At 62.3% G+C, this 25,941-nt stretch carries 32 protein-coding genes and 2 pseudogenes; 2 read left to right on the forward strand and 32 right to left on the reverse strand.

Features of this window, described 5'->3' with window-relative positions; all coding sequences use genetic code 11:
• The 21 genes and pseudogenes from ABF821_RS08300 to ABF821_RS08400 all read right to left on the reverse strand — a co-directional run.
• Nucleotides 1-63, reverse strand: a pseudogene (locus ABF821_RS08300) (arsenic transporter); the annotation flags it as partial.
• Complete coding sequence (gene arsC / locus ABF821_RS08305; RefSeq protein WP_029604264.1) at nucleotides 63-500, reverse strand: arsenate reductase (glutaredoxin); 438 nt, start codon at nucleotides 498-500, stop codon at nucleotides 63-65. The pseudogene ABF821_RS08300 and the gene arsC, both read right to left, overlap by 1 nt.
• Nucleotides 489-980 (reverse strand): annotated as a pseudogene (locus ABF821_RS08310) (arsenate reductase ArsC); the annotation flags it as partial. The pseudogene ABF821_RS08310 and the gene arsC, both read right to left, overlap by 12 nt.
• A gap of 8 nt (nucleotides 981-988) precedes the next feature.
• Complete coding sequence (locus ABF821_RS08315) at nucleotides 989-1,330, reverse strand: ArsR/SmtB family transcription factor (RefSeq protein ID WP_018308121.1); 342 nt, start codon at nucleotides 1,328-1,330, stop codon at nucleotides 989-991.
• Nucleotides 1,331-1,572: 242 nt separating this feature from the next.
• Nucleotides 1,573-3,312 carry a relaxase/mobilization nuclease domain-containing protein gene (locus tag ABF821_RS08320; protein ID WP_029604265.1) on the reverse strand — a complete coding sequence of 580 codons (1,740 nt, stop codon included), beginning with the start codon at nucleotides 3,310-3,312 and terminating at the stop codon, nucleotides 1,573-1,575.
• A 294-nt stretch (nucleotides 3,313-3,606) separates the two neighbouring features.
• The gene (locus tag ABF821_RS08325) at nucleotides 3,607-4,278 is read right to left on the reverse strand and encodes a lytic transglycosylase domain-containing protein (RefSeq protein WP_023979786.1); all 672 of its coding nucleotides are present in this window, start codon (nucleotides 4,276-4,278) and stop codon (nucleotides 3,607-3,609) included.
• Nucleotides 4,279-4,282: 4 nt separating this feature from the next.
• On the reverse strand, nucleotides 4,283-4,621 hold the full coding sequence (locus tag ABF821_RS08330) for a DUF736 domain-containing protein (protein WP_023979785.1): 339 nt from the start codon (nucleotides 4,619-4,621) through the stop codon (nucleotides 4,283-4,285).
• Between the two features lies 1 nt (nucleotide 4,622).
• The gene (locus ABF821_RS08335) at nucleotides 4,623-5,180 is read right to left on the reverse strand and encodes a S26 family signal peptidase (RefSeq protein ID WP_023979784.1); all 558 of its coding nucleotides are present in this window, start codon (nucleotides 5,178-5,180) and stop codon (nucleotides 4,623-4,625) included.
• On the reverse strand, nucleotides 5,177-5,677 hold the full coding sequence (locus tag ABF821_RS08340) for a DUF2840 domain-containing protein (RefSeq protein ID WP_023979783.1): 501 nt from the start codon (nucleotides 5,675-5,677) through the stop codon (nucleotides 5,177-5,179). Before ABF821_RS08340 ends, ABF821_RS08335 begins: the two co-directional genes overlap by 4 nt.
• Nucleotides 5,674-5,916 carry a hypothetical protein gene (locus tag ABF821_RS08345; RefSeq protein WP_018308123.1) on the reverse strand — a complete coding sequence of 81 codons (243 nt, stop codon included), beginning with the start codon at nucleotides 5,914-5,916 and terminating at the stop codon, nucleotides 5,674-5,676. Before ABF821_RS08345 ends, ABF821_RS08340 begins: the two co-directional genes overlap by 4 nt.
• On the reverse strand, nucleotides 5,913-6,656 hold the full coding sequence (locus ABF821_RS08350; protein ID WP_415529694.1) for a DNA-methyltransferase: 744 nt from the start codon (nucleotides 6,654-6,656) through the stop codon (nucleotides 5,913-5,915). The genes ABF821_RS08345 and ABF821_RS08350 overlap by 4 nt, the downstream gene beginning before the upstream one ends.
• Nucleotides 6,653-7,291, reverse strand: a complete 639-nt coding sequence (gene parA / locus ABF821_RS08355; RefSeq protein ID WP_018308125.1) for a ParA family partition ATPase — start codon at nucleotides 7,289-7,291, stop codon at nucleotides 6,653-6,655. The genes ABF821_RS08350 and parA overlap by 4 nt, the downstream gene beginning before the upstream one ends.
• Nucleotides 7,288-8,379: a replication initiator protein A gene (locus tag ABF821_RS08360; protein WP_173576635.1), complete on the reverse strand. Its 1,092-nt coding sequence runs from the start codon at nucleotides 8,377-8,379 to the stop codon at nucleotides 7,288-7,290. The genes parA and ABF821_RS08360 overlap by 4 nt, the downstream gene beginning before the upstream one ends.
• Nucleotides 8,376-8,627 carry a helix-turn-helix transcriptional regulator gene (locus ABF821_RS08365; RefSeq protein WP_010668883.1) on the reverse strand — a complete coding sequence of 84 codons (252 nt, stop codon included), beginning with the start codon at nucleotides 8,625-8,627 and terminating at the stop codon, nucleotides 8,376-8,378. The genes ABF821_RS08360 and ABF821_RS08365 overlap by 4 nt, the downstream gene beginning before the upstream one ends.
• 222 nt (nucleotides 8,628-8,849) lie before the next feature.
• Entirely contained in the window at nucleotides 8,850-9,398 is a 549-nt protein-coding gene (locus ABF821_RS08370) for a DUF2285 domain-containing protein (protein WP_018308127.1), read from the reverse strand.
• 19 nt (nucleotides 9,399-9,417) lie between these two features.
• Nucleotides 9,418-9,636 (reverse strand): transcriptional regulator domain-containing protein, encoded by a 219-nt coding sequence (locus ABF821_RS08375; protein ID WP_010518331.1) that lies wholly within the window; start codon nucleotides 9,634-9,636, stop codon nucleotides 9,418-9,420.
• Between the two features lie 138 nt (nucleotides 9,637-9,774).
• Nucleotides 9,775-10,038: a DNA -binding domain-containing protein gene (locus ABF821_RS08380; protein ID WP_010518332.1), complete on the reverse strand. Its 264-nt coding sequence runs from the start codon at nucleotides 10,036-10,038 to the stop codon at nucleotides 9,775-9,777.
• Nucleotides 10,039-10,168: 130 nt separating this feature from the next.
• Complete coding sequence (locus tag ABF821_RS08385) at nucleotides 10,169-10,453, reverse strand: helix-turn-helix domain-containing protein (RefSeq protein WP_018308128.1); 285 nt, start codon at nucleotides 10,451-10,453, stop codon at nucleotides 10,169-10,171.
• A 180-nt stretch (nucleotides 10,454-10,633) separates the two neighbouring features.
• The gene (locus tag ABF821_RS08390; protein ID WP_010518334.1) at nucleotides 10,634-10,786 is read right to left on the reverse strand and encodes a hypothetical protein; all 153 of its coding nucleotides are present in this window, start codon (nucleotides 10,784-10,786) and stop codon (nucleotides 10,634-10,636) included.
• A gap of 340 nt (nucleotides 10,787-11,126) precedes the next feature.
• A complete protein-coding gene (locus ABF821_RS08395; protein WP_018308129.1) occupies nucleotides 11,127-11,453 on the reverse strand; it encodes a DUF736 domain-containing protein in 327 nt (108 codons plus the stop codon).
• A gap of 596 nt (nucleotides 11,454-12,049) precedes the next feature.
• Nucleotides 12,050-12,490, reverse strand: a complete 441-nt coding sequence (locus ABF821_RS08400) for a hypothetical protein (RefSeq protein ID WP_010517753.1) — start codon at nucleotides 12,488-12,490, stop codon at nucleotides 12,050-12,052.
• A 267-nt stretch (nucleotides 12,491-12,757) separates the two neighbouring features.
• Between ABF821_RS08400 and ABF821_RS08405 the strand changes: the two genes are divergently transcribed.
• Nucleotides 12,758-13,144 carry a type II toxin-antitoxin system RelE/ParE family toxin gene (locus ABF821_RS08405; protein WP_010517758.1) on the forward strand — a complete coding sequence of 129 codons (387 nt, stop codon included), beginning with the start codon at nucleotides 12,758-12,760 and terminating at the stop codon, nucleotides 13,142-13,144.
• Entirely contained in the window at nucleotides 13,122-13,451 is a 330-nt protein-coding gene (locus ABF821_RS08410) for a helix-turn-helix domain-containing protein (RefSeq protein ID WP_018308131.1), read from the forward strand. The genes ABF821_RS08405 and ABF821_RS08410 overlap by 23 nt, the downstream gene beginning before the upstream one ends.
• Nucleotides 13,452-13,481: 30 nt before the next feature.
• On the opposite strand, the gene ABF821_RS08415 is transcribed toward ABF821_RS08410, so the two are convergent.
• The 11 genes from ABF821_RS08415 to ABF821_RS08465 all read right to left on the reverse strand — a co-directional run bounded on the left by ABF821_RS08415 (nucleotide 13,482) and on the right by ABF821_RS08465 (nucleotide 25,927).
• Complete coding sequence (locus ABF821_RS08415; protein WP_010517762.1) at nucleotides 13,482-14,411, reverse strand: DUF2493 domain-containing protein; 930 nt, start codon at nucleotides 14,409-14,411, stop codon at nucleotides 13,482-13,484.
• A 320-nt stretch (nucleotides 14,412-14,731) separates the two neighbouring features.
• Complete coding sequence (locus ABF821_RS08420) at nucleotides 14,732-15,778, reverse strand: toprim domain-containing protein (protein WP_010517764.1); 1,047 nt, start codon at nucleotides 15,776-15,778, stop codon at nucleotides 14,732-14,734.
• On the reverse strand, nucleotides 15,765-16,205 hold the full coding sequence (locus tag ABF821_RS08425; RefSeq protein ID WP_018308132.1) for a hypothetical protein: 441 nt from the start codon (nucleotides 16,203-16,205) through the stop codon (nucleotides 15,765-15,767). The genes ABF821_RS08420 and ABF821_RS08425 overlap by 14 nt, the downstream gene beginning before the upstream one ends.
• An 83-nt stretch (nucleotides 16,206-16,288) precedes the next feature.
• Nucleotides 16,289-17,473, reverse strand: a complete 1,185-nt coding sequence (locus ABF821_RS08430) for a hypothetical protein (protein WP_018308133.1) — start codon at nucleotides 17,471-17,473, stop codon at nucleotides 16,289-16,291.
• Between the two features lie 127 nt (nucleotides 17,474-17,600).
• Nucleotides 17,601-17,963 (reverse strand): DUF6915 family protein, encoded by a 363-nt coding sequence (locus tag ABF821_RS08435; protein ID WP_010669161.1) that lies wholly within the window; start codon nucleotides 17,961-17,963, stop codon nucleotides 17,601-17,603.
• Nucleotides 17,953-18,450: a DUF6878 family protein gene (locus ABF821_RS08440; protein ID WP_010669160.1), complete on the reverse strand. Its 498-nt coding sequence runs from the start codon at nucleotides 18,448-18,450 to the stop codon at nucleotides 17,953-17,955. The genes ABF821_RS08435 and ABF821_RS08440 overlap by 11 nt, the downstream gene beginning before the upstream one ends.
• Nucleotides 18,451-18,534: 84 nt before the next feature.
• A complete protein-coding gene (locus ABF821_RS08445; RefSeq protein WP_018308134.1) occupies nucleotides 18,535-20,589 on the reverse strand; it encodes a ParB/RepB/Spo0J family partition protein in 2,055 nt (684 codons plus the stop codon).
• Nucleotides 20,590-21,586: 997 nt separating this feature from the next.
• The gene (locus tag ABF821_RS08450) at nucleotides 21,587-22,369 is read right to left on the reverse strand and encodes a hypothetical protein (protein WP_010668178.1); all 783 of its coding nucleotides are present in this window, start codon (nucleotides 22,367-22,369) and stop codon (nucleotides 21,587-21,589) included.
• Nucleotides 22,366-23,094: a hypothetical protein gene (locus ABF821_RS08455; RefSeq protein ID WP_010668179.1), complete on the reverse strand. Its 729-nt coding sequence runs from the start codon at nucleotides 23,092-23,094 to the stop codon at nucleotides 22,366-22,368. Before ABF821_RS08455 ends, ABF821_RS08450 begins: the two co-directional genes overlap by 4 nt.
• On the reverse strand, nucleotides 23,094-25,193 hold the full coding sequence (locus ABF821_RS08460; RefSeq protein ID WP_183275013.1) for a 2Fe-2S iron-sulfur cluster-binding protein: 2,100 nt from the start codon (nucleotides 25,191-25,193) through the stop codon (nucleotides 23,094-23,096). The genes ABF821_RS08455 and ABF821_RS08460 overlap by 1 nt, the downstream gene beginning before the upstream one ends.
• A gap of 170 nt (nucleotides 25,194-25,363) precedes the next feature.
• Nucleotides 25,364-25,927, reverse strand: a complete 564-nt coding sequence (locus tag ABF821_RS08465; protein WP_029604279.1) for a c-type cytochrome — start codon at nucleotides 25,925-25,927, stop codon at nucleotides 25,364-25,366.
• Between the last annotated feature and the right edge of the window lie 14 nt (nucleotides 25,928-25,941).

The following is a 25,941-nucleotide window of genomic DNA, read 5'->3' on the forward strand; positions in this document are numbered from 1 at the left end:
CAGCCCCCGAGGCTGCCAGATGACAAAAACGAGCGTGACAACGAAAATCAGAAGCGCCAGCATCAGACGATCCGCTTGCCGGATTCATCGACGATCTTCTCGCCGTCTTCTTTGACGAAAGCGCCTCGCTGCGGGTTGGGCAGGATGTCCAGAACTGCCTCGGACGGACGGCAGAGTGCCGCACCCAGCGGGGTGACGACGATGGGCCGGTTGATCAGGATTGGATGCGCCATCATGGCGTCGATTAGGTCGTCATCGCTCAGGGCCGGATTATCGAGGCCAAGCTCATCATAGGGCGTGCCCTTGCGCCGCAGGAGATCGCGAACCGAGATCCCCATGCGCGTGATCAGACTGACCAGTTCGGCGCGCGATGGCGGTGTTTTGAGATATTCGATGATGGTTGGCTCGATCCCCGCATTTCGGATCAGGGCAAGCGTATTGCGCGATGTGCCGCAATTCGGGTTATGATAGATTGTGACGCCAGTTGGCTCGGTGCCAATGTCGCGCAATTTCGTCACCAAACTGGCAGTCTCAAGCTTGGCCAGCGGCAATGCGACAAGCAGGGAAATACGATTCTTCAGACCCTTGAACGCCGAGACGAACGCTCGCTCCCGGTCGGCATCGGTTCCCGAAACATTACTCGGATCGGGAATGCCCCAATGGGCCGTGATGGGTTTCCCCGGCCATACCGGACAGACTTCTCCAGCAGCGTCATCGCAGACGGTAAAAACGAAATCCATAACGGGAGCGTTCGCAACAGCAAACTCATCCCAGGGCTTGGAACGCAGTCCCTCGGTCGGGTAGTCGAAGCTCGCCAGCACTTTCAAGGCGAGAGGATTGACCTGCCCCTTGGGATGGCTACCGGCGGAGAAGACCCTGAAATGGCCAGCACCATCCTTGCGAAGGATGCTCTCGGCCAAAATCGAACGTGCGGAATTACCCGTACACAGAAACAACACATTGAAGACGCGATCGGTCATTGGGGGGTTCACTCGGATGGGCAGCAGGACGACAGTTCTGCAACCAGTGGCTCACAAAGTTCAGGGCTTTGCCCGCAGCAGTCCTTGACGAGAAACAGCATCAGTTCCCGCAGGCGCGGTAGGCAGGCACGATAGACAATCACACGGCTATGGCGCTGCGAGGTCAGCAGGCCGGCACGGGTCAGAGTGGCGAGGTGGGCCGAGATCGTGTTCTGCGGGACATCGAGATGCCGCGCGACGTCTCCGGCCGGCAGCCCGTTCGGTTCATGGCGCACCAGCAGGCGGAATATCTCCAACCGCGTGGATTGCGACAGTGCGCTCAGGGCCAACAGGGTCGATTCGGTATCCATATATCCTTACTCGTGGATATATAGAATATTGTCAATTCCCTTTCGCCCGATGGGCCGTTCCTGTCGCCGGATTGTGCAGTGTCATTGCCGATTTCCGATTGGCTGCTTTCCCGACATATTGGCCGTGTCGGTCGTTCATCATTCTCTATATCCACTGACGAACCGAGCGTCGGCAACTTCCTTTCCCTCGGCGGGTCTATCTTCAATCCAGGGGAATTTAACTGTCCTTATCGCCACGACGACTATAGCCCGAGCCCCCGGTTCCGGGTGAAGCTCCAGTCGATCCCGCCATCGTCGCGTGCGACGCCGGAGACGTGCTGGCCCCGCTGCTTCTCCAGCGACGGCGTCCATGGCACGAGCTGGAACTGGAGGCCGTCATCGATCATCGCATAGCGGCCGGAGGCCAGGGCCATGCGTTGCCGATACGTGCCGGTGACATACTCGCCCGATGCCGACTGACTGAACGTCCGGCCCGTCTCAGCGGCGAGCCGCTCTCCCACTTCGTGAAGCTCGCGGTCCCTGAGTTTCCCGATCAGGTTGCGCGCCAGGATCACCCCCTGCGTCCGGCGTTCGGCAAGACCCTGCTCAATCAGTTGCTCGGTCCGCCGCTCCATCGCCTCATGCACTTCGGCACCGAACCCCGCCTGCCCCAATGCAACAGGGTCGCGCGCCACTGCCTGCCGGTCGAGCCAGGTAGCCCCGCGCGCCGTCACCTGATCCTCGATCGACAGGTCGGAACGGACGGCCAGCGCCACGCGACGCTGCCCCTTCCTGTCATCGAAGGCGCGAAGCTCCACGACCGACCCCATGCTGCCATCACCGGTCGCGTCGAGATCGGGAAAACGGATATGATGCGTGCGGCCATCCACGCCGTCGATGACGGCGTAGGCCGTGCCTTTCAGCTCGTCGTCCAGCCCCCGATCGACCAGCCTGCCGACGACAGGAACGTCGAGGCTTTCACCCGCCAGGACGTAGCTCGATGTGCTCCGCTCGATCCCGCGCTCCGTCAGCGAGCGGTGGATACGCTTGATGATGTCGCCGCGCTCCCCGAACTCGCGGAGCGTCGCCTCGGCGGATTCATCCAGCATCCATTGTCCCTGACCGACCTGATGGGCGAGACCGAGCCCCTCCAGGTGGCGCAGGCGCCCGACCTTCAGGGCCTCGAACGGATCAGGCTGCCGATCCGGCGCTGGCGCCATGTCGATGATGCCGTTGCGGCCCGCATCGCGGGCGAGTTGCCGGTCGAGCTGGGTCCAGTGCTCGGCGCCGACCTGGCGTTCGAGGGCACGATGGATTTCGACGTCATTGCGTAGCCCGAGTTCCTGCGTCACCAGATCCTGGGCACGGGCGCGCAGGCCCTCCCGGATATAATCGCGGGAGATCACGAGGTCGCTGCCATCCTCGGCTACGCCCCGCACGAGGATGTGGACATGGGGATGCTGGGTGTTCCAGTGATCCACCCCCACCCAGTCCAGCTTCGTGCCGAGGTCTTTTTCCATCTGCCCGACCAGTTCGCGGGCATAGCCCTTGAGGTCGGCCATGTCGGGCGCGTCCTCGGGTGAGATGATGAAACGGAAATGGTGGCGATCATCCTCGCAGCGCTCGGCGAACGCCTTCGGGTCGGCATCGTCGATGCCAGGACCGAAGAGCCGCGCCTTCTCGCCGTCCTTCGTCACCCCTTCCCGGCGCAGGTAACGCAGATGGGCAGCGAGCGGCGCCTTGCGCCCGCTGTGGCGCACGACACGGGCCTTGACGGTCACGCGGCGGACACGGCTGGTCAGCAGACGATTGGCCCTGGCTGCTGCGACGCGGCCACGCCCGAAGGACGAGCGGGAACCGCCGCCGCTGCGGCCCGATCGGAAGCCACCGCCTCCGGCACGCTGGGCCGAGGCGAGGGCCTGGGCGACGAAGGGCTTGAGCCGCTGGGCGCGGGGCGAGCGGATGCGGCCCAGACGGGGCTGGAAATCATTCTCGCGGGCCATTGGCGCCCCCAATGTGCGAAAAAGACAGGTGCAACAAGGAAAAGTAGGGTCGGCAAACATTGGCGGAGAGGGAGAAACATTGTGTAGGAAAGGAAAAAACGCTGGAAAACCAACACCCCAACCGAGGCGCAATGTGCGCCCTTTTATCTCGCCTCTCCTTTGCCCAGACCCAGTGCGGTCCCTGATCCCTGCTACGATCCGTCATGAGAAACGCTGGACCACGCCGGACCACGATTATGCGCTGACCTGCGACCGGCTGCGAATGGGCGGTAAGGAGAGGCGGATTCGGCATGGTCATGGTGCCGACTCCCTGTCAGAAACCGTCACGAACAGGCCAGCGGAGTGCGGTGCAATAGGCAACAGATCGCGTGCGGTGATGTTGGCAGACGCATCGTTCGCGCGTGCGAAAAAGATCGGCGCGCGTCTCCAGGCCAGGGGATCGGGACGCGCCGCCGGAAGCGGTATTGCGTCACCGTTCTGGCCGAGAAGAGGCAGAAGACCGGCGACATAGGCGAGGGTTTCGGGCGGCAGCGGACGTTGCCGATCGCGGAAGTCCTCGTAGCGTCCCGGTCCGGCATTATAGGCTGCGAGAAACCCCGGTGATCCGTAGCGATCGTGCATCTCGCGCAGATACGCGGCACCCGCGAGAATGTTGTCATGCACATCGAATGGATCACTTCCCAGCCCATAGCGGACACGCAGGTCGGCCCAGGTCGCGGGCATGATCTGCATGAGGCCGAGCGCGCCTTTCGACGAAATCGCACTGGTATCACCGCCGCTTTCAGCACGCATCACCGCCCGTATCCAGGTGGTAGGAACGTCGAAACGGCGGACTGCCTCAGCGATTTGGGCAGCAAAAGAATCGGTGTCGGCGAGTGTCGAAACCGACGCCGCCCGTGTCTGGTCGGCAGCAGCTAATACGCCGATCGCGGTGATGCCGACAGCGAGGAAGAACGCGGGTCGCATCGTCTCAATCTCCTCTTTCGGCGCGCTTTGACGGGCGCGTCCAGTTCAGCACCCAGACCGCGCGGTCGTCGGCGGTGCGGAAGAGATTGGCCCGGATGGGCTGCGTGAAGGCGGGATCGTCGAGTGCTACGGCGACGTATTCACCGGCCCTCTCGCCGGTGCGTTTCCAGCCTGCGCCGACCTCCGGACCGTCGGCATCGGTGAGATGGATGCGATAATCCGGTGCATGTTCGGCGTCGGAAAAATCGGCCGGAATGAGGATAAGATCCTGCGTCACGGTAAGGGTGCGAATACGCCCGGCAAAGCCGGTTTTGGTGCGGGTGAAAAGACCGATCTGTGCCATCTTAGTGTCCTTTCGCGGATGGATTGGAGGATAAGGCGACGGCCTGGCCGCTCCCGGATGGAAGCCAGACCGGAGTGGCTCGGCCGATGACGGTGGAGAGGGGCAGCGCGCCAAAATATCGGCCATCGAGACTGCGTGGCTCGGCCGGATTCATGACGAAGACCTGGCCGGGATCGAGGTGTTGGCAACCCCGCCAGACGGGCAGCGGGCGACCACGATGATCGACGGATCGCGCGTCGCCAGCGAATTTTCCGTCGATGGTGATGCGTTGTCCGGTACGGCACACGAACTGCCCTGCGATGGCCGCTACAGGTTTGAGCAGGGGCACACCGAGAGGGAGGTAGCCGCGCGTCGCCAGCAGCATCGCCTCGCGCTCGGGCAGACGGACAGCGGCCAGATCGCCGACATGCGGCGCAGGGTCCGTGTGCAGCCGATAAAGCCCGACGGGCACGCTCGCCGTTTCGTTCCAGATCAGCCGGGGCATAGGATGCAGGGCCAGCGAAACGCCCACACCGAGCACCGCGAAATAGGTGGCGAAGAACCAGCCACGCCGGGTCATGACGTCACCTGCCGCCGCTTGAGCCAGGCTGCGTGCTGCTCGCGCGTGTAGCTGCGGGGCTCATGTCCGGCAGTGATGCGATGGTGGAGATGCCGCCAGTAATCGGGCGCGGCATCCGCCGGGTCGATGCCCAGCGCGTCAACAGCGTCGATCGCCCGAAGCACGCGCTCGACCCTCGGCCAGCTATCGACACGCAGGAGGATTTCGCCACCGGGACGCACAAATGGCAGAGTCTGGAATGGACTTCCTGCTTCCACCGCCCGCACGATGTCCACGCGGGAGACCGTGGCTCCCAGATCGTTCGACGCCCAGCGGACGAAGGCGAAGATGCTGCCCGGCGCGAAACTGGAAATGCGGCGGCGACCATCAAGGATCTGTTCGTCAACGCGGTGGCCGAAGCGCAACCAGTGCTCGATACGCTTCTCGATCCAGGTCAGTTCGACATGGGTCAGCGACGCCGCGCGGCGATGCGGCGGCGTAGAAAATCGTCCGTTCATGGCACGTCTCCGGGATTGTCAGGGAACTCACGGGCGAGCAGCGCGCGCAGCATGTCGGCGACGGTCATGCCGCGCTGGAACGCCGCGACCTTGATGCGGGCGCGCAGCGCCGGCGTGACGTCGATGGTCAGCCGGGCGGTGAAGTGGTTGGCAGCCGCAGGCTTGTCCGGCGCCTTGACCCAGCGTTCCGGGTCGGCGGGGCGCGACGCGAAGCCGGGTAGCGTGCGACGCTCTGTCATGGCGATATTCCCTCGCCGAGCGGCAGCACGGACGCGATACGGTCGCGCGCTTTCTGCGCCATGACAGGATCGATCTCGCAGCCGACATAGCGCCGACCGGCGAGCCGACAGGCGACGCCAGCAGCCCCCGAGCCGGCGAACCAGTCGCCCACCAGGCCACCCGGTGGGCAGCTCGTGCGGATCAGGATCTCCAGCAACGCCACCGGCTTCTCGGTCGGGTGGATGGCGCGGCCATGGGTATTGCGGACCGGAATCACGGAGCGCATCAGGCGCGGGCCACCGTCCTCGCTGACGTAATGGCCGGCGTCGATCTGGCCCATGTGGGGCGGCCGGCGTTTCCGTCGTACCGTGCGTGCCCGCGCGTCGGGCGTGGTCGGAACCACGTTGTAGACGGCGCGCCAGGGCGTATCGTCGCGATAGAACTGGACGATCAGTTCATGCACGCGCCGGAACCGATCGGCATGGAAGCTGGAACCGTTCTGCTTCTCCCAGACCAGTTCCTGGGCATATTTCCAGCCCGCATTCCGAAATGCCGCGTTGGATGCAAGGAAACTCCGCAGGGAGCCGAAAACCCAGAGCGAGCCGCTGGGTTTCAGGGCAGCGAGCGCCTTGCCGGGCCAATCCGCTATGCGCCGGTCCCATGCGAGCGACGTATCGCCATAGGGGGGATCGACCAGGATCATGTCGTAGGGGCCGTGCCAGGGCATCAGGAGCGCGCTGTCGCCGGTCAGCAGGGTCATGACACCAGCCCCCCAATCTCGGCTGTCAGTGCGGCGATTTCGCGGGCGGCAATCCCCTGCGGGCGCAAGTCGCAGACCAAGCGGCCGGTGCGCGCCATGTCGGCGAACGCGACCCGCTGGCCGATCCGCGCTGCCAGCGCCGCCGGCTCATGCCCCACCAGCGCCAGCCGGGTTTCGCGGGCGATCACCGTGCGCGCGGCGCAGCGGTTCAGCACGAAACGGGCCAGCAGACCGGGACGGAAGAGCCGCGCTTCCGCCAGCAGCCGCAGCATTTCGGCCGAGGCCCAGCCGTCGAACGGCGAAGGCTGCACCGGGATCAGCACCAGATCGGCCGCCAGCAGGGCGGAGCGCAGCAGCGCCGCCACCCGAGGCGGACCGTCGATGACGACGTGATCCACCCCCTGAGCCAGTTCCGGCGCCTCGTGATGCAGCGTGTCGCGCGCCAGGCCGATCACGCCGAACAGGCGGGGCAGTCCCTCCCGTGCGCGCTGCGCCGACCAGTCCAGCGCCGAGCCCTGCGGGTCGGCATCGATGACCGTCACGCGCCGGCCTTCCCGAGCCCATTGGCCCGCGAGATGCAGCGCCAGCGTCGTCTTGCCGACGCCGCCCTTCTGGTTGAGGAGGGCCACGATCATGGCCCGTCTCCGCGTGCTTTTGGGCCGGAAACGGAGGGACCAGGGCCGTTATCCACAAGGCGGCCCGCCCCATCAACATAAGAGTTAGATTCTAAGTTAGATAAGTTAAGGGCCGGAATCGCCGTTTCAGGCCAAAGACTTAGCTGCGATTCGTGCGTGCGAAGTCCCGATAGTCCTGCGTGTGATGTCCCGATAAGGGTTGCGTGTGAAATCCCGATACCATTCACATGGTTATCCACAGGAATTGTGGATAAGTCGGCCGGTAGGATGCGGAGCAATTCGCGCGCGCCGTCGCGCTCGATGCCCAGGCGATAGCCGGGCAACGACTGGCGGGCGGCGATATGCCGGATCTGGATGGCGAAATCCGAGACACGCACCAGGCTGCCGGATTTCGCATGCAGATGGGCGATCTCGAAGGTCCAGCCCGCACGCTGGCGGCCAGCATGCTTGCGGGCGATGCGATAGAGCCAGCGTTCGATGCCGCCGGTGAGGCGGAAATAGGCCGGGTCGATGGCAAGCACGAGCGAGCGGTCGATCACGCCGCGATAGAACCATTCGGGAATGACGATCTCGACACCAGCGGCGCGGCCCGTCTGGCTGGCACAGATCTCCCATTCGGTGATCCAGGAGAACTGCTGACGGCGCCAGTTCTGGCCGTTGCGGATCGTAGTGGCGACCACGGTGGACTGGAGCCGGGTCAGTGCCGCCTTGAGTAGCCCATAATCCCGCGCTCCCGTCTGACGCCCGATACTGCTCAGAAGCTGATAGGGCGTGAAGCGCAGGAAGCGCGATGTCGTAAGACCAAGATTTTCCGCCTCGACGATCTGGCTGGCGGCCCAGATCAGCACATCGGCGTCCCAGATCGTCGCCATGCCATGGTCGGGCATGCCGAAGACTTCGACACGGACGTCACCGGCTTCATAGAAGATCGGCACCGTGCGCTTTGTCTTCGCGAGCGAGAAGAACGGTCGCTCCATCAGGTCGCGCTGATCGCGCGGGCTGGCATCCCCGCCGGAGACCACGAACGGGTCGAGCCTGTTGCGTTCGCTTGCGCGCCTGGAACGCGGAATACCCGGCGCGGCATTCATCGTGGGTCATGCCCGGCGGCACGCGCCGCGTCATAATTCGGGTCGGAGGTGGATTTGCACGCACCGGCGGCTGCCCATACGTCGAGGTCATCGATCAGATAGACGACGCGACCACCAAGCTTGCGGAACGTCGGTCCTGTACCGTGGCAGCGATATTTTTCCAGTGTGCGCGGCGAAAGTCCGAGAATTTGCGCAGCCTCATGGGTGCGCAGATAGCGCGCCGGTGAGGGCGTGGGTCTGTTGAGCATGATATGCCTCCGTCCGGTTTTGAAGCGTCGCGGCGAAGTCGCGGCGGATCGGGATGACGGTGGCGAAGAAAGCAGGCGTTGGGGGTGGACGAAGATTTTTCAGACTCAGTGTCCACCTTCGGCGGACCATGACGCGCGCAAGAGTTACCGTGCGCAGCCGGGCGCAGGCCAGCGTCGAAAAAATGGAGGGAAACAGCGCAGGAGAGCGAAAAACGGCTGATGCTATTTGCCGTGTAAGAAATCCAGGTAACCGCCGTTTACCCGGTTCTCTGCGTCCTGAATCAGGCGATCCGCAAAGCGCCGCGCCGCAGTGTTCTTCCACTCGATGGAAGGTAAAATCGCCTGCCATGAACGGCCGGCGGCTATGGCGACCTCACGTGGGCCGCCACCAATTTCCTGAATGTCGAAGGCGATCAGAAGCTGAATCTGCCGCGCACGCTGGAGCGGCGTGAGCTGGAGCGCGCGTGGAAGCAGGGCAACGCGGCTGCCACGCAGATGCCGGAAAAAGCGCAACGCCACGTCGAGACGAAGCTCGCCGGCAGCGTCCAGCGGCAGCAGCACGGCGGGGCGTTGCAAGGCCGAAGGGTCCAGAAGCCGAAGAAAGAGATCGCCAACCGCGTCGCCGATCGTAAGCCACCCGCCATCCGCATCGTCGTGACGGGCCAGGATATTCCCCAGCATGGCGGGTTCGATCGGGGTCACCGTCGCGAAACCCGAGGGTGCCGGCGTGAGAATCAGCGTGGCCGGGGAGACCTCGGGCCTCCAGACCATGCGGCCGCGGCGGGCGGGTTCATCGGGAGCATGGACAAAAGCCCAACCCCCAGCGTTCGGCGAACGCCGCGCGCTCTGCGGCGGCGTCCGTTGCCCGGCGGGCGATGCGTCGTTGCAGGCGGGCATACTCGCGACGGTACGTCGCGTTGCGGCGCAGGAACTCGACGGCGAAACCGGAACGGTCCAGAGTGCTGATACGGTCGCGTATTTCCTGTGAACGCCAGAAGGATGTCGGCATGGTGACCTCCCTGTCTGGCCCCTCATACGGCAAGGGGGCAGCCTCAATTAGCCGGATCGGAACCGCGAGCGCATAGACCCTGATTTTCTATTGGGGAGAGTGCCGTGGGGGACCAGCGCGTGGGCCGGCGAAGCCCGGCTATTGCAGGCGCGGCTCCAGCAAATGCCGGTAGCCGGCTTTGGTCATCCAGCGCGCCCGTGCAAGATGGTTGTCGTAAACAGCCCTGGCGCGCACGGGTTCACAGACAGGATCGATTTTGAACAGCACCGCAACGACTTCGCGCCAGTCGGCACCTTCCTCGTCGGCGATCAGGAGGCGGAGATAAAGGTCGAGATGCTGCTCGTCATAGGCGTTCACACGCGCCGTCAGAGGCGGGTGATCCTGGAAGGATGGGTGGGTCATGACGATCCCTCGTGATAGCGCTGTTGGATCGGTTCGATAACAAATTCGTGGAATGACGACCGTTCGACGGTTCCGCGCTGACGCAAAAAACAACGCGGGGCCGAGTGGGAAGGCTGCGCGGCCAGGCCGATCAGGACGGCGCGCGTCTGCGACGGCCCGCATCCTGTCGCGTCTGTGGATCGGAAGTCTCGTGAAGAAACATGACACCACGCCCTTGCCCGGACTCGATGAACAGGATGCCCGCTGCTTCCAGCGCGCGGCGGACCTGGTCGATCGTGCCCTCATGGACACCAAGGCCACGCTCGGATTCAAGGCGCTTGAGCGCGGTCAATGCTACGAGGGCTTTTTCAGCGAGCCGTTCCTGTGTCCAGTTCAGGAGTGCCCGTGCCGCCCTTACCTGTCGGCCAGTGATCATCCATGATCACATCCGACATGCAGGGCATGCACACCAGAAATACGACTATAATAGTCGTATAATGGAGATTCAATATCGTTCTTTCAGTTGGATAGTGAGGAAACACCGGCGTCCTGCTTCTGATAGGACCGTCAGTGGGGTCCGCCGTCGGTACGGGCGACCAGACGAAAAGACCCCCGCTTACGCGGAGGCCTCCCCGTCGTGGCATTTTGCTGCGAATTGCGCGCATACCTGGTTCAGTTCACGCTCGATTTTGGCCCGCTCACGACGGCTGAGGTGAAAGCTGGTCAGTTCGGCGCGCAGCATCTGGATCTGGTCGTGTAGCGTGGTCATCGTCCTGCTCCTTTCGTTTTTCGAAGACAGGCCGTCGCCTCATGCGCGCGTGAATCGGGTCAAGGATCGCCGCAGGCGACCGCCCCAGCGGCGCGCGGGGGAGCCGATTTTGTCTGGTGTGCCCGTAGGGTGCGCCGGGCAAAATTGGGGGGACCGCGCGTCCTTGAGGCGGTTCACGCCGGGCATGGTACAATGGGAAGGCTGAGGGAAGCCCTGTTCCCCTTTCTTGCCCACACATTGGCAGATTGGGCGCGGCGCGACTGGTGCGCCCACCCGCCGGTTCGCGATCGGTCATGCGAAGGCCCCACCCGGACCGGCCGGGCGGGGGATCGCTGGCACCTCAGTCGCCGTTGCGGCGGCCGTTGGGGCGGGACCAGATCAGGCTGTAGCCCTCGCCGTCCTCGTCATCGAAGAGGTTGGCGAAGATCGGGGCGTTGAAGCTCGGATCGTCGAGCTTGAGGCTCAGATAGTCGCGCCCCTCGTTGGAGCGCCGGGACCAGGCCGCTCCGATCTCGACCCGGCCGACGAAGACGCGGTGGCTGGGGGCATTTTCGTTCAGGCGCGTGGTCTCGGGGGCGATGCGGACGTTGGGGGTCTGGAGCGAGAGGGTGACGATCTCGCCGTTATATCCGTTGCCGACTTTCTTGAAGGTGCCGATGGTAGCCATGATACTGCTCCGTGATCTCTGTTACCGAGCCCGCACCATTGCGGCCTCGATGGCGATCGGACAGACGGAGGCGAGCGGCGGCGCATCCCGTAGGGACCGAAGCGCAGCGGAGGACGGCGGGACGGAATTTTCTTGTTTCGCGAGGAATGACGGCGCAGCCGTCAGGGGAAGAAAATTATGGACCGCTGTTGCGCCATGGCCGATCGAGGCGCAGCCGACCTTCGGCTAGATCAGCCATCTTGAGAGGCGGCATGCGTGCGCGGCCCGACAGAGCACACATCACGGAGACTATGGCCACCCGCGCCCCACGCAAGTGTCGGCCAGGAAGGGGAAGGCATCGTCATGCCCTGCTTCCGACCCTGCACACGCCCCGTTCCGGGACTGCGTTTCGCACGGACACGCCCTGCCTTCCGGGATTCCACCGGCCGATGCTGACAGGAAGCGCTGGACGTCCACGCTCCAGGGAAAGAGCACCTTCAGCCAATATGCTGCAATCAGGGCCTCATCGATCGCTCCTGCCATACCCTCCTGACAGCGAGGCGGCCAGATGCGAAAGCCCCCGATCCTGTCCTGCCTCGCCGGTTGCCAGAGCGGTGTCAGACCCGCGCGATATTGCCGCCGGACGGTCCGGGTGGGGCCACGGTTGTAAAGCGGATGAAAGCGGTGACGCCCACCGCGATCGCGCCGATGATGGAGAAAAAGAGCTGCCACGCCGGAGACGGCATCAGCATCTGGGCGATCCCATGTGTCGTGCTGTAGCCCATGATAATGGCGGGCACCGTATAGAGCAGGACGATCAGCAGCTTGAGCCACATCCACGGCACCAAGGCGAAGGCGACCTGGCCAATAACGAAGGTTGCAGCGCCCGCGACGAAACCGACGATGATCCCGCCGACAACACCAGCACCCGCACCATACGCCCAGAACCCGGCCATCAGACCCATGGCGCAGGGCAGGGCGAAGACTGCCACGGTAAAGAACAACCAGCACAGGAAGCCAATGCCGGCGACGAGCAGGAAGGGAGCAAGGATGAACATGGCGGCGGTCTCCGTGCAACCGACAATGTCGGACGGTCGCGCCTGCCACCACCACCACGGCGCAACCCGCATTATAGCGCAGATGATACGGTGACCGGAACGAAAATCCGCGCGGCTTACGTCCCGCCGGTGACGATATCATCGAAATCTATCGCTGGTATGCGGACGTTGCGGTCAATCAGGTCGAGCGTTATTGCCTTCCCCCGTGATCCGGTGGCGTTGCGAAGAACCTTGCGATCCATAGCACCTGGTGCTACATAGGAGGTCATGACCAATGCCGAGCCATCCCAGCGGGCATTCAAGACCGCCTGGTTCGCCAGGGCGGCCCGGAAAGCTCGCATCAAAGACGATGAACTCTGCAAAGCGATCCGGGAGGTCATGAAGGGTCAGGCCGTCGATCTGGGTGGTGGTGTCTTCAAGAAGCGCCTGAACAAGAACCTGCATCGCAGCATTATTCTTGCGAAAGGCGGTCGATACTGGATCTACGCCTATCTGTTCGCGAAGAAGGACCGGGACAATATCGATAGCGATGAACTGGAAGACTTCCGGACCCTCGCCAAAGCCTATGCCGTGCTGACCGGGGAACAGGTCGAACGGCTTTTGAAGGATCGAGACCTGACGGAGATATGCCATGGCGATGAAGAGAAAAAATAGCTTCCGGAGCGACATTTCCGAGGCCATTCATTCCGGGGCGGTAATGCTGCACAAGGTCGGCGCGCTCGACAAGGCGACGATGCGTGATTTTGACACGCGCCATCTGGTGGTGCCCCCTGCGATCGAGCCGATCGAGATCAAGCGTCTCCGCGAGGCGAACAATGTCAGCCAGCCGGTCTTCGCGCGGTATCTGAACACGAGCGAAAGCACGGTCGAGAAGTGGGAGAGCGGCGCCAAACGGCCGAGCGGGATGGCGCTCAAGCTGTTGAGCGTCATTCAGAAGCACGGTCTTGAGGTTCTTGCCTGAGACGCTGGCTTGCGGGGAAGGAGAGAGCGCTCACGCGCCGCCTCCGAACCGCAGGACCGGGATACCGAGCCGCTTTGCCTTGTCGGCCAGATTTTCCTGGATGCCTGAACCGGGGAAGACGATGACGCCGATCGGCATAGTGTCGAGCAGCGCATCGTTACGACGGAAGGGCGCCGCCTTGGCATGCCTGGTCCAGTCCGGCTTGAAGGCGATCTGCACGATATCGCGGTGATCGGCCCAACGTGAGGCAATGAACTCAGCACCTTTGGGCGAGCCACCGTGGAGCAGCACCATGTCGGGATGCTTGGCCCGCACCTTATCCAGCCGGTCCCAGATCAGGATATGGTCGTCGAAGTCCAGGCCCCCGGTCACGACCACCTTGGGGCCGGGCGGGACCAGCAACTCGCCCTCGGCGCGGCGTCGGGCGTTGAGGAAATCGCGGCTGTCGATCATGGAGGCCGTCATGGTGCGACGTGACACCAGCGAGCCGGCCTTCGGACGCCACGCGCTCAGGGTCAGGCGCTCGAACTGCTCCTGCGCCTCGTCGCGGAAGATCTCGTAGGCGTTGCGGCGCTCGATCAGGGTCAGCCCTTCGGCGATCAGCCGCTCCAGTTCCACCGAGCGGATCTCGCTGCCATCCTGTTCCTGCTGGCTCCGTTTCTGCGCCTGCTCGTTGCGGTCAAGCTCACGCTCAACCTGGCCGACCATGCGGTGGAAGATGTTCACGGTGGACCAGAGCAATGCTTCGAGATCGGCTTCCAGCCGTGTGTCGGTCAGCGTCGCAGCGATGGCGTCGAAGATGTCGGCCACAGCACCCCCGATGCGCTGCGCTTCGGGTAGCGGCCTGGGGTCCGGCTCGTCCGCGAAGGGACGGTAGCCATACATCTGGAGTTCGGTCAGCACATGCGCGGTGGATGAAGCGGCGTGCGGCGGTTCGAAATCGTCGGTCATGCGGGTCATGAGGCTGTCCTCCCAGGTCTCCGGCTGCGCCCTTCGCGGCCTTTCCGGGGGCGGACAGCGGCAGACCAGGGACGGGCCGGAACCGCGCGCTGGCGCGCGGCCGCAGCACAGCGAAGGATGGCAGGGGGCCGGCTATTTTGCCTCGCGATGTAAAGCGCCCCCACAGGGCGCGACGGAAAATAGCCGGCTCACGCCATTGAAGGCCCGGCCCGGCTGACGCCCGCTCCCCACTTGAAAGGCCGGGGCGCGGACCTGCCGGACGGGAGGCACGACAGGCCCGCCGACAGAAGACGGCCCCCCCACTCCTCTTTCCGGCCCGCTCAGGTATCGGCGGCCTCCAGAAAGCGTGCCACGTCCGCTGGCGCGAGTTGCGGATGCAGGATCGCCCGCAGCGCGCCGCGTCCCAGCGCACGGAGATCATCATTGAAATCGCCCAGCCGTGGCGACAGGCCGATCAGTTCGATCCCGGCGTCACCCGCGCGGGCGTGCAGCGTCGCCAGCGCCTGATCCCCGGCCGGATCGTCGTCGCGCAGGACGTAGAGACGGCGTAGCAGCGGCGGAAAGATCAGGGCAGCGAGATGTGCCGAAGACAGGCAGGCGGCCAATGGCAGATCGGGCAGAACCTGCCGCAGCGAAAGCACCGTCTCGATGCCTTCCCCGGCGGCGAGCACGTCGGATGCCACCCCGAAGCGCACGGCATGACCGAGCAGCCCGCCCAAGGCACGGCGCGGATGGTCGACCGGTGCCTTGCCACGGCCGTCCGCCGCCAGCCAGGTGCGATGCACACCGGTCAGAGTGCCGTCGAGGTCGGTGACAGCGGCGATCATGGCGGGCCAGGTCTCGGTCAGACCGTCCTCGTCCGGGCGGTAAAAGCAACGCGGATGGAAGCGCAGGGCTTCGGTTCCGTGCAAAAGCGTAATGTCGCGTCTACGGAGATACGCGTCTACGGATGTGCCTATGATCGGCCCGGACATGGCCCAGAGCCGTCGTGCCGCTTCGGAAGAACTGGCGGAAGCACGCTCACGGGCAGGTCGGTCCTGTGACGGCGGCACTGGGTCAGGATGCGGCAGGCTGAGGAAGGCGCGTGCCTCGTCGGCCACGTCGCGGAAATCCACCAGGCCGAGGCTTTCGCGGATCACGTCGAGCAGGTCGCCATGCTCACCCGACTGAGCGTCCGTCCATTTTCCCGCCCTGCCGTTGGCGGTGTCGTGGAGCCGGACGAACAGCGACCGGCCGGGCGTATTGCGCACGTCACCGACCAGCCAGTAATTGCCGTGACGGCGACCGGCGGACAGATACTGCCGGCACACCGCCTCCGCGTTCTCCGCCAGCCGACGGGCGAGATCGCCTGCATCATGCAAGGTCATCGCCCTGCCCTCCTGTGTCGGGATTGCCTCCGTCCAGGGCGATCGCCAGCCAGCGATCGGTGGTCATCCATGAAATCGTTTTGCGCCTGCCAAGGTCAAGCAGATGCGCACCGCCGCTGAAGGCGCCGATCCGGGGACGTGAACAGCTATTGGCCCACTGAAACCCCCATCGGCCCCGAAGCCGGAAGGCCCGCGCACAGCGTAGCACGAATTCCACGACCTGATGCGGATCGCCAGTCACCTCATCGCGCATCCAAAGCTTGGTGCCACCATATTCCGGTTCTACAGAAAGCCGGAACCCATCAGATGGCGGGTCTTCCGCCGCCAGTTCGTCCATGAATTCATTGTAGAGATCGAGCGCCTTGGCAGCGTTTTCCACCGTACCCACATCGAGAACGCACGAGAAATGCGTGAAGAAATCAGCCATCGGAATGACTCCCGAAACGAAAAAGCCCGGCGCAGTGGCCGGGCTCGTAAAAACGTCTTTACGGAAAGACAGAAAAGCGGCTTTCAGGAAGCACGCTCCATCAGCCTGCGGGCCTTCTCTTCCAGATCCAGCCGCGTGTCCTGGTTGGCCTTTGTCCGCGCCAGCGCCGTAATCCCCTGCACGAAATCGAACACACTCTCGGGCTTGCGGCCTTCCTCGTGCAGCACGGTTTCGATGATCTTTGCGGTTTCCGGTTTCGAGAACCCGCGACGACGCAGGAAACTTTCGCGGTCTTCATCTGTTTTCGCGACCAGCGCCCGACGCGAGGCCTGAATGCCGGAGACGAACGAGGCCGGGCTGGCAGTGGCGAAATTCCGTAGTGCTGGTGTCGCCTGATGCACGAAGCGCGAGGCCGCGAACTTACTATGCCGGATGGTGATCTGTTCGAAATTTTCCACGCCCCACAACATCCTGTTTTGACACACCCCGCGCAGATAGAATGACGCAATGCCTAGGCTCTTGCTGCCGACTTCCGAATTCCAGGCGTAGAAACCCCGGAAATAGAGATCGGGATCGCCATTGGGCAGGCGTCCGGCCTCGATGGGATGCGTATCATCCACGAGGAACAGGAACACGTCCCTGTCTGACGCATACAGCGTCGTAGTTTCCTTGGTGATATCGACGTAGGGATTATGGGTCATGGTGGCCCAGTCGATGACGCCCGGCACCTTCCAGTTGGTATCGCCTGTGCCGTCACCCGCGATCTTGCGCACCGCCCCGACCAATTCGTGATCCCAGATGCGGCCATAATCCGGACCGGTCACGGCGCGCAGTTCTACCCGTCCGTCTTCGGTCTCCAGCGTTTTCACCAGTTCGGCGCGGTGCGACAGCAGCCCGTGCTGGAGATTGATCGCCGCCAGCGGTGCCGGCAGGTCGCGCAGATAGGAGGACGGCGCGCTGACCAGGCTGCACATCTGGCCGAAGGACCAATGCGTCGGCGCGATCGGCTCATGCTGTCCTGGCACGGTCAGGGTCAGACGCTCGACATTGTCGCGCGAGGCCTCGACGCGGATGGCGCGGCTTTCCACCGTGCGGGCTGTGGCCCGGTCTGCCCGCGCCAGCGTGGCAGCATGCAGGTCGGACAGCGACAGATAGCGTTCGTCATCGGGGCGCGAGAACCATTCGGACGATACGCGGGCGCTGCGTTCGCCACGGGAGGGATCAATCCGGAAGCCCGTGCGGGCGGAAGACAGAATGGAAGCGGACATGGGGACTCTCCTCTCTTGCCGGATATTCGGCATCAGAGGCGAAGCCGCCCTCTCACTCCTTCCCGGCCGGACCGGCACGAAAAAAGCGGCTTCCGGATAACGGAAGCCGCTTTCTCGAAATCCCGCATCAGCTCATACTGTGCGGTGTTTCATGCTCTACATCGAGAGGCCTGGCGCGTCCCATCCATGGACAGGGTCGGATTTCCTTCACCCAGTCCGCAAAGCTCGGGATAAACCCGAAATCTTCCCGGACGTGCTGTTCGCCGATCAGCCGGGTCGGCACTGCCCGCCCGGTCGAAAGCGTGAGTGTGACACCGAACAGTTTTTCGGCAAGGAAGATGCCTTCCGCATGGTGTCGCAGCGCCCGGTGCCGGAAGTCCGCCGTGATCAGTTTCGATTCATCGAACCATGTATGCAACGGCAGGTAATCCTCTACCGTACCGCCCCATTTCCGCACAGAGGAGAGGGCATGATGATAACTATGCGCCATGGTGCCCTTCCTCCGTCCATTCATGGCCGTAGTTTTCGACGGCGGTGTAACGCTCGTTATACTCCAGGGCGATGGACCGTCCCGCGACGTCAAAGGTAAACTCGCCATACGCACCATCATTGTTTTCCCAACCACCGTGCGCTTCGGAAAGCAGGTCGTAGCAGACGTTCTCAATGACATCCTTGACGCTGCAATCATCAGTTTTCGACGTGGCACATTGCCAGTCGACAGAGATGTAAGGCATGCAGTTTTCCAGAACCGTATTATCGGTTTCCGGAGTGACCGCCATATCTTCGATCTGGCCGCTATCTCCGCAACCATCGAAGGTGACCACCGCTGTTTCGATCCCAGCAGCATCAAGGCAATCAAACAGTGCTTTGCGATTGACTGCTCCAAATTCCTGTTGCCGTTTCCGATAGGCCTCATAATGCTCGGAAAAGGCGGTGAAGGTATCGGCCCGTTCAGGCGTATTTCCTGGATTGGTCATGTCCTGTTTCTCCTGGATCAGCAGGACGGCCCTGACCGAAGCCAGGGCCGGTTAGGTTCGGAGTCATGAATTACGAGGCGCCCGTCATTCGGCCGCGATATTCGTGGCGGTTTCGATGGGGATAACAGCGACCTGTTTCTGATGACCGTCGGTCAAACCAGCAGTTCGCAATGCTTCGGGCAGCCAGCCGGAGCCGTCCAGCAACTGCTCGGCCTCACTGGCCATGTCCATTTTCTTGAGATGCGCAATGCGGGCCGCTGCCTCATCGCCGCGTGCTTCGCGTACGGCTTCGAGGATACGCGCCTTGGTGACACGGCCGAGATAGTTCTCCACCGTCGGCTGCCATCCCGCTTCGGCCGGATTGAGTTGGAGCACTGTCGCCAGCCGGCCGGCTCGCGCCAGGCGCTCCCTGACGCTACGTGCCAGAGACGGACCATGGGACGATTCATGCAGCGCGTTGACGCCAAAAGACAGGCAATGCGCCAGTAGGGCCAGGCGACTGGTATCATCCAACCCGTCGAGCCACTGCCAGAGTGCATCCTCGTCATCGGGAAGATCATGCTTCCAGCCCTCGTTGCGCTGGCGAAGTTCATGAGCGGGAACACTGCCCGGCATGTCTGGCGAATGCACCCGCAGCGGGATTTCCCGGACATAGGCTTCCAGGCAATCCGCGCCCGACACCTGCCAGTAGAGATCGCGCACCAGCGTGTGGAGCAGTTCGGTCAACGCGATGTGCGGATTGCCGGCGAACGCGTCACGCAGGGCCAGCGTGCGCCAGGCCGTCAACTCTGTCAGCAGGCGGTCGGGCAGCGGCTTCAGCCCATCTTCCTCTTCGGGCTCGGTGCCGGGGGCGCCTTCCGTCCCAGTTCCTTCGACGTCATCACCCGCGCCGTGATGGACGACCGCGTCATCATCACCCTCGGGTGTATCCGGGCCGTCCTCGGGCTCCGCCGGCACATCTTCAGGGCGGACGAAGCCCCGTTCGACCAGCAGCGTGGCATCAGTATCCAGGCTGATAAAGGCCCCTGCCCGGACCACCTCCGCCGGATCGAAGGACACAGGGCGTTCTTCCAGCGCCTCAATAGCCTGTTCGATCTCCCCCAGCCGGGTATCGACGTCGTCGGGGAACTCATCGGCCTGTGCGTATTCCGCCTCGATGGCTTCCTGCTCGCTGTGCAGAGCGGTTAGACGGGCGGCTTCTTCTTCCGAGAGCACAACCGGCGAGCCTTCAATCCTCGCGAAGCCCCGCGTGTGTCCCCACGGGAAGGACAGCGCCGTCTCGACCCACTTCCAGCCTTCGGCGCGGATGTCATCGGCCGCCCCAGCCAATTTGTCCATCACCAGCCGGTCGAGGAGGGTCGGATCCTGCAGCCAGCCGCCGTCATCGGCCTCGAACAGGTCACGCATGACATGGCCACCGGCAGCGAGATAGGCATCCAGCCCGACGAAGCGCACGCGGCGATCCGATGCGCGCACGGTTTTTTCCGTCAGCATGCGGCGGATCAGATAGGGCTCGCGGTTATGGCTCTGGGCGATAATCTCCCAGACCTGCTCCTGACGGGCATGGTCATCACTGATGGAAAACGCCATGAGCTGATCGAGCTTCATGCCGTCCTGCTCGTAAATCTCGAGCAGTTTGTCGGACACGGTCATCAGGCGCAGGCGCTGTTTGACCACGGTGGGCACGACGAAGAACGCGGCGGCGATCTCGTCCTCGGACATGCCCTTCTCCAGCATGTCCCGAAAGGCACGAAACTGGTCCAGCGGATGCAGCGCCACGCGCTGCACGTTCTCGGCCAGGGAATCATCCTCGGCGAGAATGGCCGATCCGGCCTCGCGCACGACACAGGGCACCGGGGCAGTCTTGGCCAGTTTCTTCTGCTTGACCAGCAGTTCGAGCGCGCGGAAGCGACGGCCGCCAGCCGGCACCTCGTAGGAACCTGTCTCCGTCCCATCATCGTTCAGAACAGGGCGTACGTTGAGGCTCTGGAGCAGCCCGCGACGTTCGATGTCGCGGGCCAGTTCCTCGATCGACAGGCCGGCCTTCACACGCCGCACATTGGACTGCGACAGCACCAGTTTGTTGAAAGGGATATCACGGGACGCATTGAGAGCGATTTTCTGGATGGCGCTCGCCATGGCGGAACACTCCGTGACGGACGGGCGGAAGCCTCTCTCCCACCCCTGAATCCGTCATGAAATCACTCCCACCCTCTGACTTTTCATGAAAAACCCGAGGCCGATTAAGTCGCTAACCGTCCTCTTGTCGGTCGTCCAGCCTGTGTTATCTGCTCCCCGAAACTGGACATGTGGACTCGCAGTATACATCACAAAAGATGCGATGTCCGATCTGTATCCGAGTCAGAACACCAACATGAACCGCACCGTCGACAGAATATGTTAGACCACCCGTAATCCACAGAAAAAGCTACCGAATGTCTCAAACAAAAACGACGCCTCACCATTCGGCGCTTCTGACTCAAGCCGGATCGCGACATCATGACACCTATTAATTATATAATGATATACACAAACGATGTTTCACAACATAATAAACGGCGTATTCAGGGCAATCTTGTGCAGTCCAGCGATGCATCGTGATGTTCGCCCCACCCCTTTTGCCGGGAAGTGGCACACCTTCTGGCATTTAAATCCGCCAGACAGTTCTTGAACTCAGCCGTTCCCGGAGTATGCCCCATGCTCCGGCAACTTTGTTCGTCCTCAGTGAGTCGACGATCTGTCGTCGTGCCACATGCAGAAAGCAAAGCGATCAAAGAGATACACGTCGTTATTTTAAACGAATTCCTCAAGTATGCGATCATAACGTTCCTCCGCCATCATCAATGGTAAGCATATAGTAAAGCCTGAACCCTTCTAGGAGTGTCCTAATAATTATAGATTTTTTTGAAGAAATGTCAATTTTTCTATCTAGCCGTAACCTGGAAATAACCCTATTCGGGCCAGAGTAAGCCAACTGCTTTCTTCAAAGGTTTACGACGTGCGAAATAATCATACGTAACGTTCGATATATTTTCTGATTTACAATATCTTTTTTGGGCAATGTCGCCGCTTCTAGTGATTTCATCATCACACACGCGCGTTAAATGGCGATATTCTGACGCAAATTTCGTAAGATTTAATGGTGCTTATACCATCCATACCCTCGAATATTGTTCCATGCATCGGTGGTATGGCAGGCATAGCAATGCTCCACCGGGGCATCCTGATGCGCGACGTGCTGCGAAATCATTTTGAAATGCATCATGTAATGGCTGGGCGGCGCCTTGTGACAGGCGTTGCAATCCGTCGATATCTGATCGGCGGGATGTTCGAACGCGGCGATCAGCCATGTCTTGGTGGAGTGACAACTCGCGCAATCAGGACCAAAGCGGGCGCGATGAGGATCCACGTTGGAGTGACAGCTTGCGCAATTCAGATGGAGAACGGCATCACGGTCAAGTCGATGATCAGTCGGAATAGCCGCAGCGCTTCCCGGAATCGGCGACGCTCCAACCAGCCCGGCCGAGCGAAGTTGCGCAACGGTGTCTGACCAGAAATCCGCCCTCGTCAATGCACTATGATCCATCACGGTCATATGTGGCCGCTCACCGTGCTCCACATGACAGGACGTACATTGCGTCGCCGCGACATGAAACCGGGTGGATTGCTTGTCGGCGAACGACGCCAGAGAATGACAGGTCACGCAGTTATTGGTCACCACACCTGTGAAAGGCCTGTGACATGTCTCGCACTGGCCCGCGATAAACTGGTGCGCTTTCGAGATCGGTCCGGGATTCACCAACCCTTCCCAACCAGGAACTGCGTTACTGCCGGAACGATGCACGGCAAGGGGCACAACCAGTCCGACGATCAGAGCCGCAAGCGCAAAGACCGTATAGAGTATGACAGCGGGCTTCATAGCCACCTCAGCCCGTAATACAGGCCTGACCAGATATGCAGAATCAGCAGAAAATAGAGGATGACCACAAGGATGACGTGAATCTTGCGCCAACGCCCGAACAGTGCGTTCGCCACCCTCTCCGACCTGACCGCATACTCAACATCGGCCAGCGCCGAGGCAATCGTGGCCTCGCGATCCGATGTACCCCGCGTACCGGGATAGGCCGAGGTCAGAAAAAGGCGCTGGACGATATTATGGGGCACATCCGGCGTCTCGGGCATCAGATGCGCCACCCCGGCATCTGCCAGAGACGTGCGCAGTTGGGCCAGTTCCTGGGTGCGACCGCGCAATCCGCGCCCGATCTGGATCAACATGTAGCGCCCGACATAGCCACTAATAGCGAGGACGAGCATGATGCCGGTTAGCGAGATCCCCATCGGGCTATCGAATTTATGGGCGGCGTGGATCAGGCCCAAAATGGGTGCAAGGACGCCAGCATAGATATGCACCGACAGAAGGGTTCGGCTCTCGACACGCGGCGCGAAATAACGATGCACGACGGGAATGCGTTTGCCCGCTACGTAAATCAGCGGCACCAGCATCAGGATGGCGGCGCAAATGCCAATCAGGCTGCCAGCCAGACTCCCAGGAAAGCGTGGCGCGACATGCACCAGAAAGCCCAGCGGGAACAGCACCAGCAGGACGACCAGGGCGCCGACAATGATTTCGCTGCGCTCCTGCATCACGCCTCCACGACCAGCGGACCACCCGTGGTCTTCGCCTGACAGGCCAGGATGAAACCCTTGGCCTTGTCAGCCGGATCGAGCCCATCCTCGACCGCCATCGTCACCTCACCTTGCTGCAGGTGAGTCGTACACATGCCGCAGATACCGGATCGACAGGAGGATGGAATATTGACACCTGCCGCATCAGCCGCGTCGAGAACCGTTTCATCCAGTTGCAACGGAGCCGATTTCCCTGAAGTGGAAAACGTAATGGTCGTTGCGGCAGGCGTAACGGCCGGGGATGAGGGGGCCGCCACAGGCCCGACCGCAGGTTCGGCCTTCATCGCGGCTGGTCCGAATGCCTCGCTATGAACATTGGCTTCCGGCACAGCGAGATCCGTCAATAACGCTCTCATGCTTGCCATCATCCCGGGTGGGCCGCAGACATGGATACGCCGGTTTGTGAGATCTGGCACCGATTGCTGAAGCAGTTCCTTCGTGATGCGCCCTTCCGGCCCCGACCACTCTGTCCCCGGCGACCGCCGCATGGTGGCAATAACGTGCAGTTTGTCATTGCGACGTTCCAGCCACTCGATTTCCTGGCGAAACACATAGTCGATGCTGGCATGAGCGGAATAGACGAAGTAGATCTCGCCAGGCCAGACGATATCGGTCAGGTATCTCAGGACCGCCATCATCGGTGTGATGCCTACGCCGCCGGACAGCAGGACGATCGAGTCTGCCTCGTCACCCGTAAAGGTGAACATACCCGATGGACCCGCGATCTTTAAAAGATCACCCTCTTTGACCGTGTCGTGCAGGTAGCGCGAGACCAACCCATGTTCCTCGCGTTTGATCGTTAGTTCGAGATGTTCGACCTGCCCCGGCGACGATGCGATCGTATAGGACCGGCTCGCGGGCTTGCCAGACGTCGGCTCGATGGTGAGTTGCACGAACTGGCCGGGTTTGAAGTCAAAGGGAATCCGCCCCCCATCGGCCGGAACTAGATAGAACGTCACGATCGCCGGTGTCTCCCGAATGATCCGGGCCACTTTCAGACCGCCACGCCAGAGGCCGTGTCGAGGTGCGCCGACGATCGGAGTGGCCGTTCCACCGCCTGGTCCCGGTACAGGGGGAGGCGGCGGAACAGGAGGTGTTGGACCGCCGCCGGTCGACGATGGTGGCGTGGGCGGGACCGTTGGTTTCGGTGCGAATGCCGTGGTGGTCCTGAGAATCTCTTGCACGCGATGCAACCGCAGGACCTGCAAGATCAGCAGAGCGATCGATACCAGGATCAGGATCGTCATGAACACCAGGTGGGCCGGCGTCAATCCGAAAAACAGGCCGTTCTGCTGGCTCGCCGCGACTGTCGGCAGACCCATCTGTGCCGTGAACCAGTTGAATGCCACCATTTGAGGATTCACGAGGCCGGTCGCGGCCGCGCGCGCGGCCATTCCGCTATCGAGCAACGCAACGCCTTCATGGAGATGCTGGCTGGATCGACGCATCGTCTCCCACGACAGGGACTGAGCGGCATCGACCGATGCGGCGCCGACTTCGCGAAGACCGTCCTGAAGCCTCTGTGCCGCAATATCGGCCAGCATCTGACGTTCGGCGTCGGTCAGCTTCGGATGCGTCATCATGAAAGTATAAAGCGGCGTGCGACCGCGCGCTCCGCAACAACCCGCGTCGGCCTTGTCTGCTCCGGGAACCGCACTCAATGCCTGCCCAGCCTGAGGCAGCATGCGGCTCATCATATCGCCCTGCACCGCCGGCCCGGATGGTGGCGCACCGGGGTTCCCCGCCGCGCCCATGCCAGGGTGATGGCTTGCATGCTCGTCACCACCCATCGACATCATGCCGTCCATGTCGGACATACTTGAGTCGGGTCGAGCGGTGGTCGTCTCCATTCCGCCGGACGACTCGGCGCCATGACCGGCATCCCGGGGCGCTGCCATCGGCCCATCGTCTTCCGGCTGATCCCGCCGCAGCGCCAGCGAAGGTGGCGGGCTGCCTGTCGTAGGCCCCGTCATAGTGCCGCTGGACATGGCCGGAACGGCGGGAGACTCACCCGGTGCCTGAGCGAATCCCTCGGACATGCTGACGAGCAGCGTCATGATCACGACACTCACGCTCAAAAAGACACGCCTCATGGTTTCTCCAACACGCCATCATCCTCGGCAAAGCCCATACCGGCCCGTTTTCCGGATGTCGTCAGGACACCACTTATTACTATACGGGGGTATGGCATATTTTCCTTGATCTCGATCAATTATCCCAGCGGCATCTACTGTCGCGGCATCGGCATATCCATGTCGTGATGCATATGATGCCCGCCGGCTGCTTCTGCCCGAGCGACCAGCGCCTGGTAGGTGGAACTGTTCATTCCCGGAAGTTTCTCGAGAAACGCCACAATGTTCCAGAGATCGTCATCACCATGATCCGCCCAGGACGGCATGCCCGACATCTTGATGCCATGCTTGAGAATCCAGAACAGTTCGCCCGGCGTATAACGTTGCGCTACATCATTCAGAACCGGTGGCTTCGGATACATCCCCTCCGCCATATCCTCGGCCTCGACGCCCGGCGCCGAATGACATGAGGCGCAATGCATCGAAAAATGCGATGCACCACCGACGAGCCGTGCCTGCGTCTCAAGATCGACAGGTGCGGTAATGCCCTCGGCGTGATGCCGGATTGAATGGAGGCGTGCCGTTTCCAGAACACGATAGGTCAGCCGCCAATGCGGCGAGGTGGCGCCCACATCATACAGACCACCGAAAGCGACGGCCGTTCCCGCGCCGATCCCGACCAGCAGAATACCGGCGAGACTCCAGGCTAATCTTTTCATGCGTGCCTCCCTGG

It is taken from the genome of Gluconacetobacter sp. (assembly GCF_047721585.1).
GTDB lineage: Bacteria > Pseudomonadota > Alphaproteobacteria > Acetobacterales > Acetobacteraceae > Gluconacetobacter > Gluconacetobacter dulcium.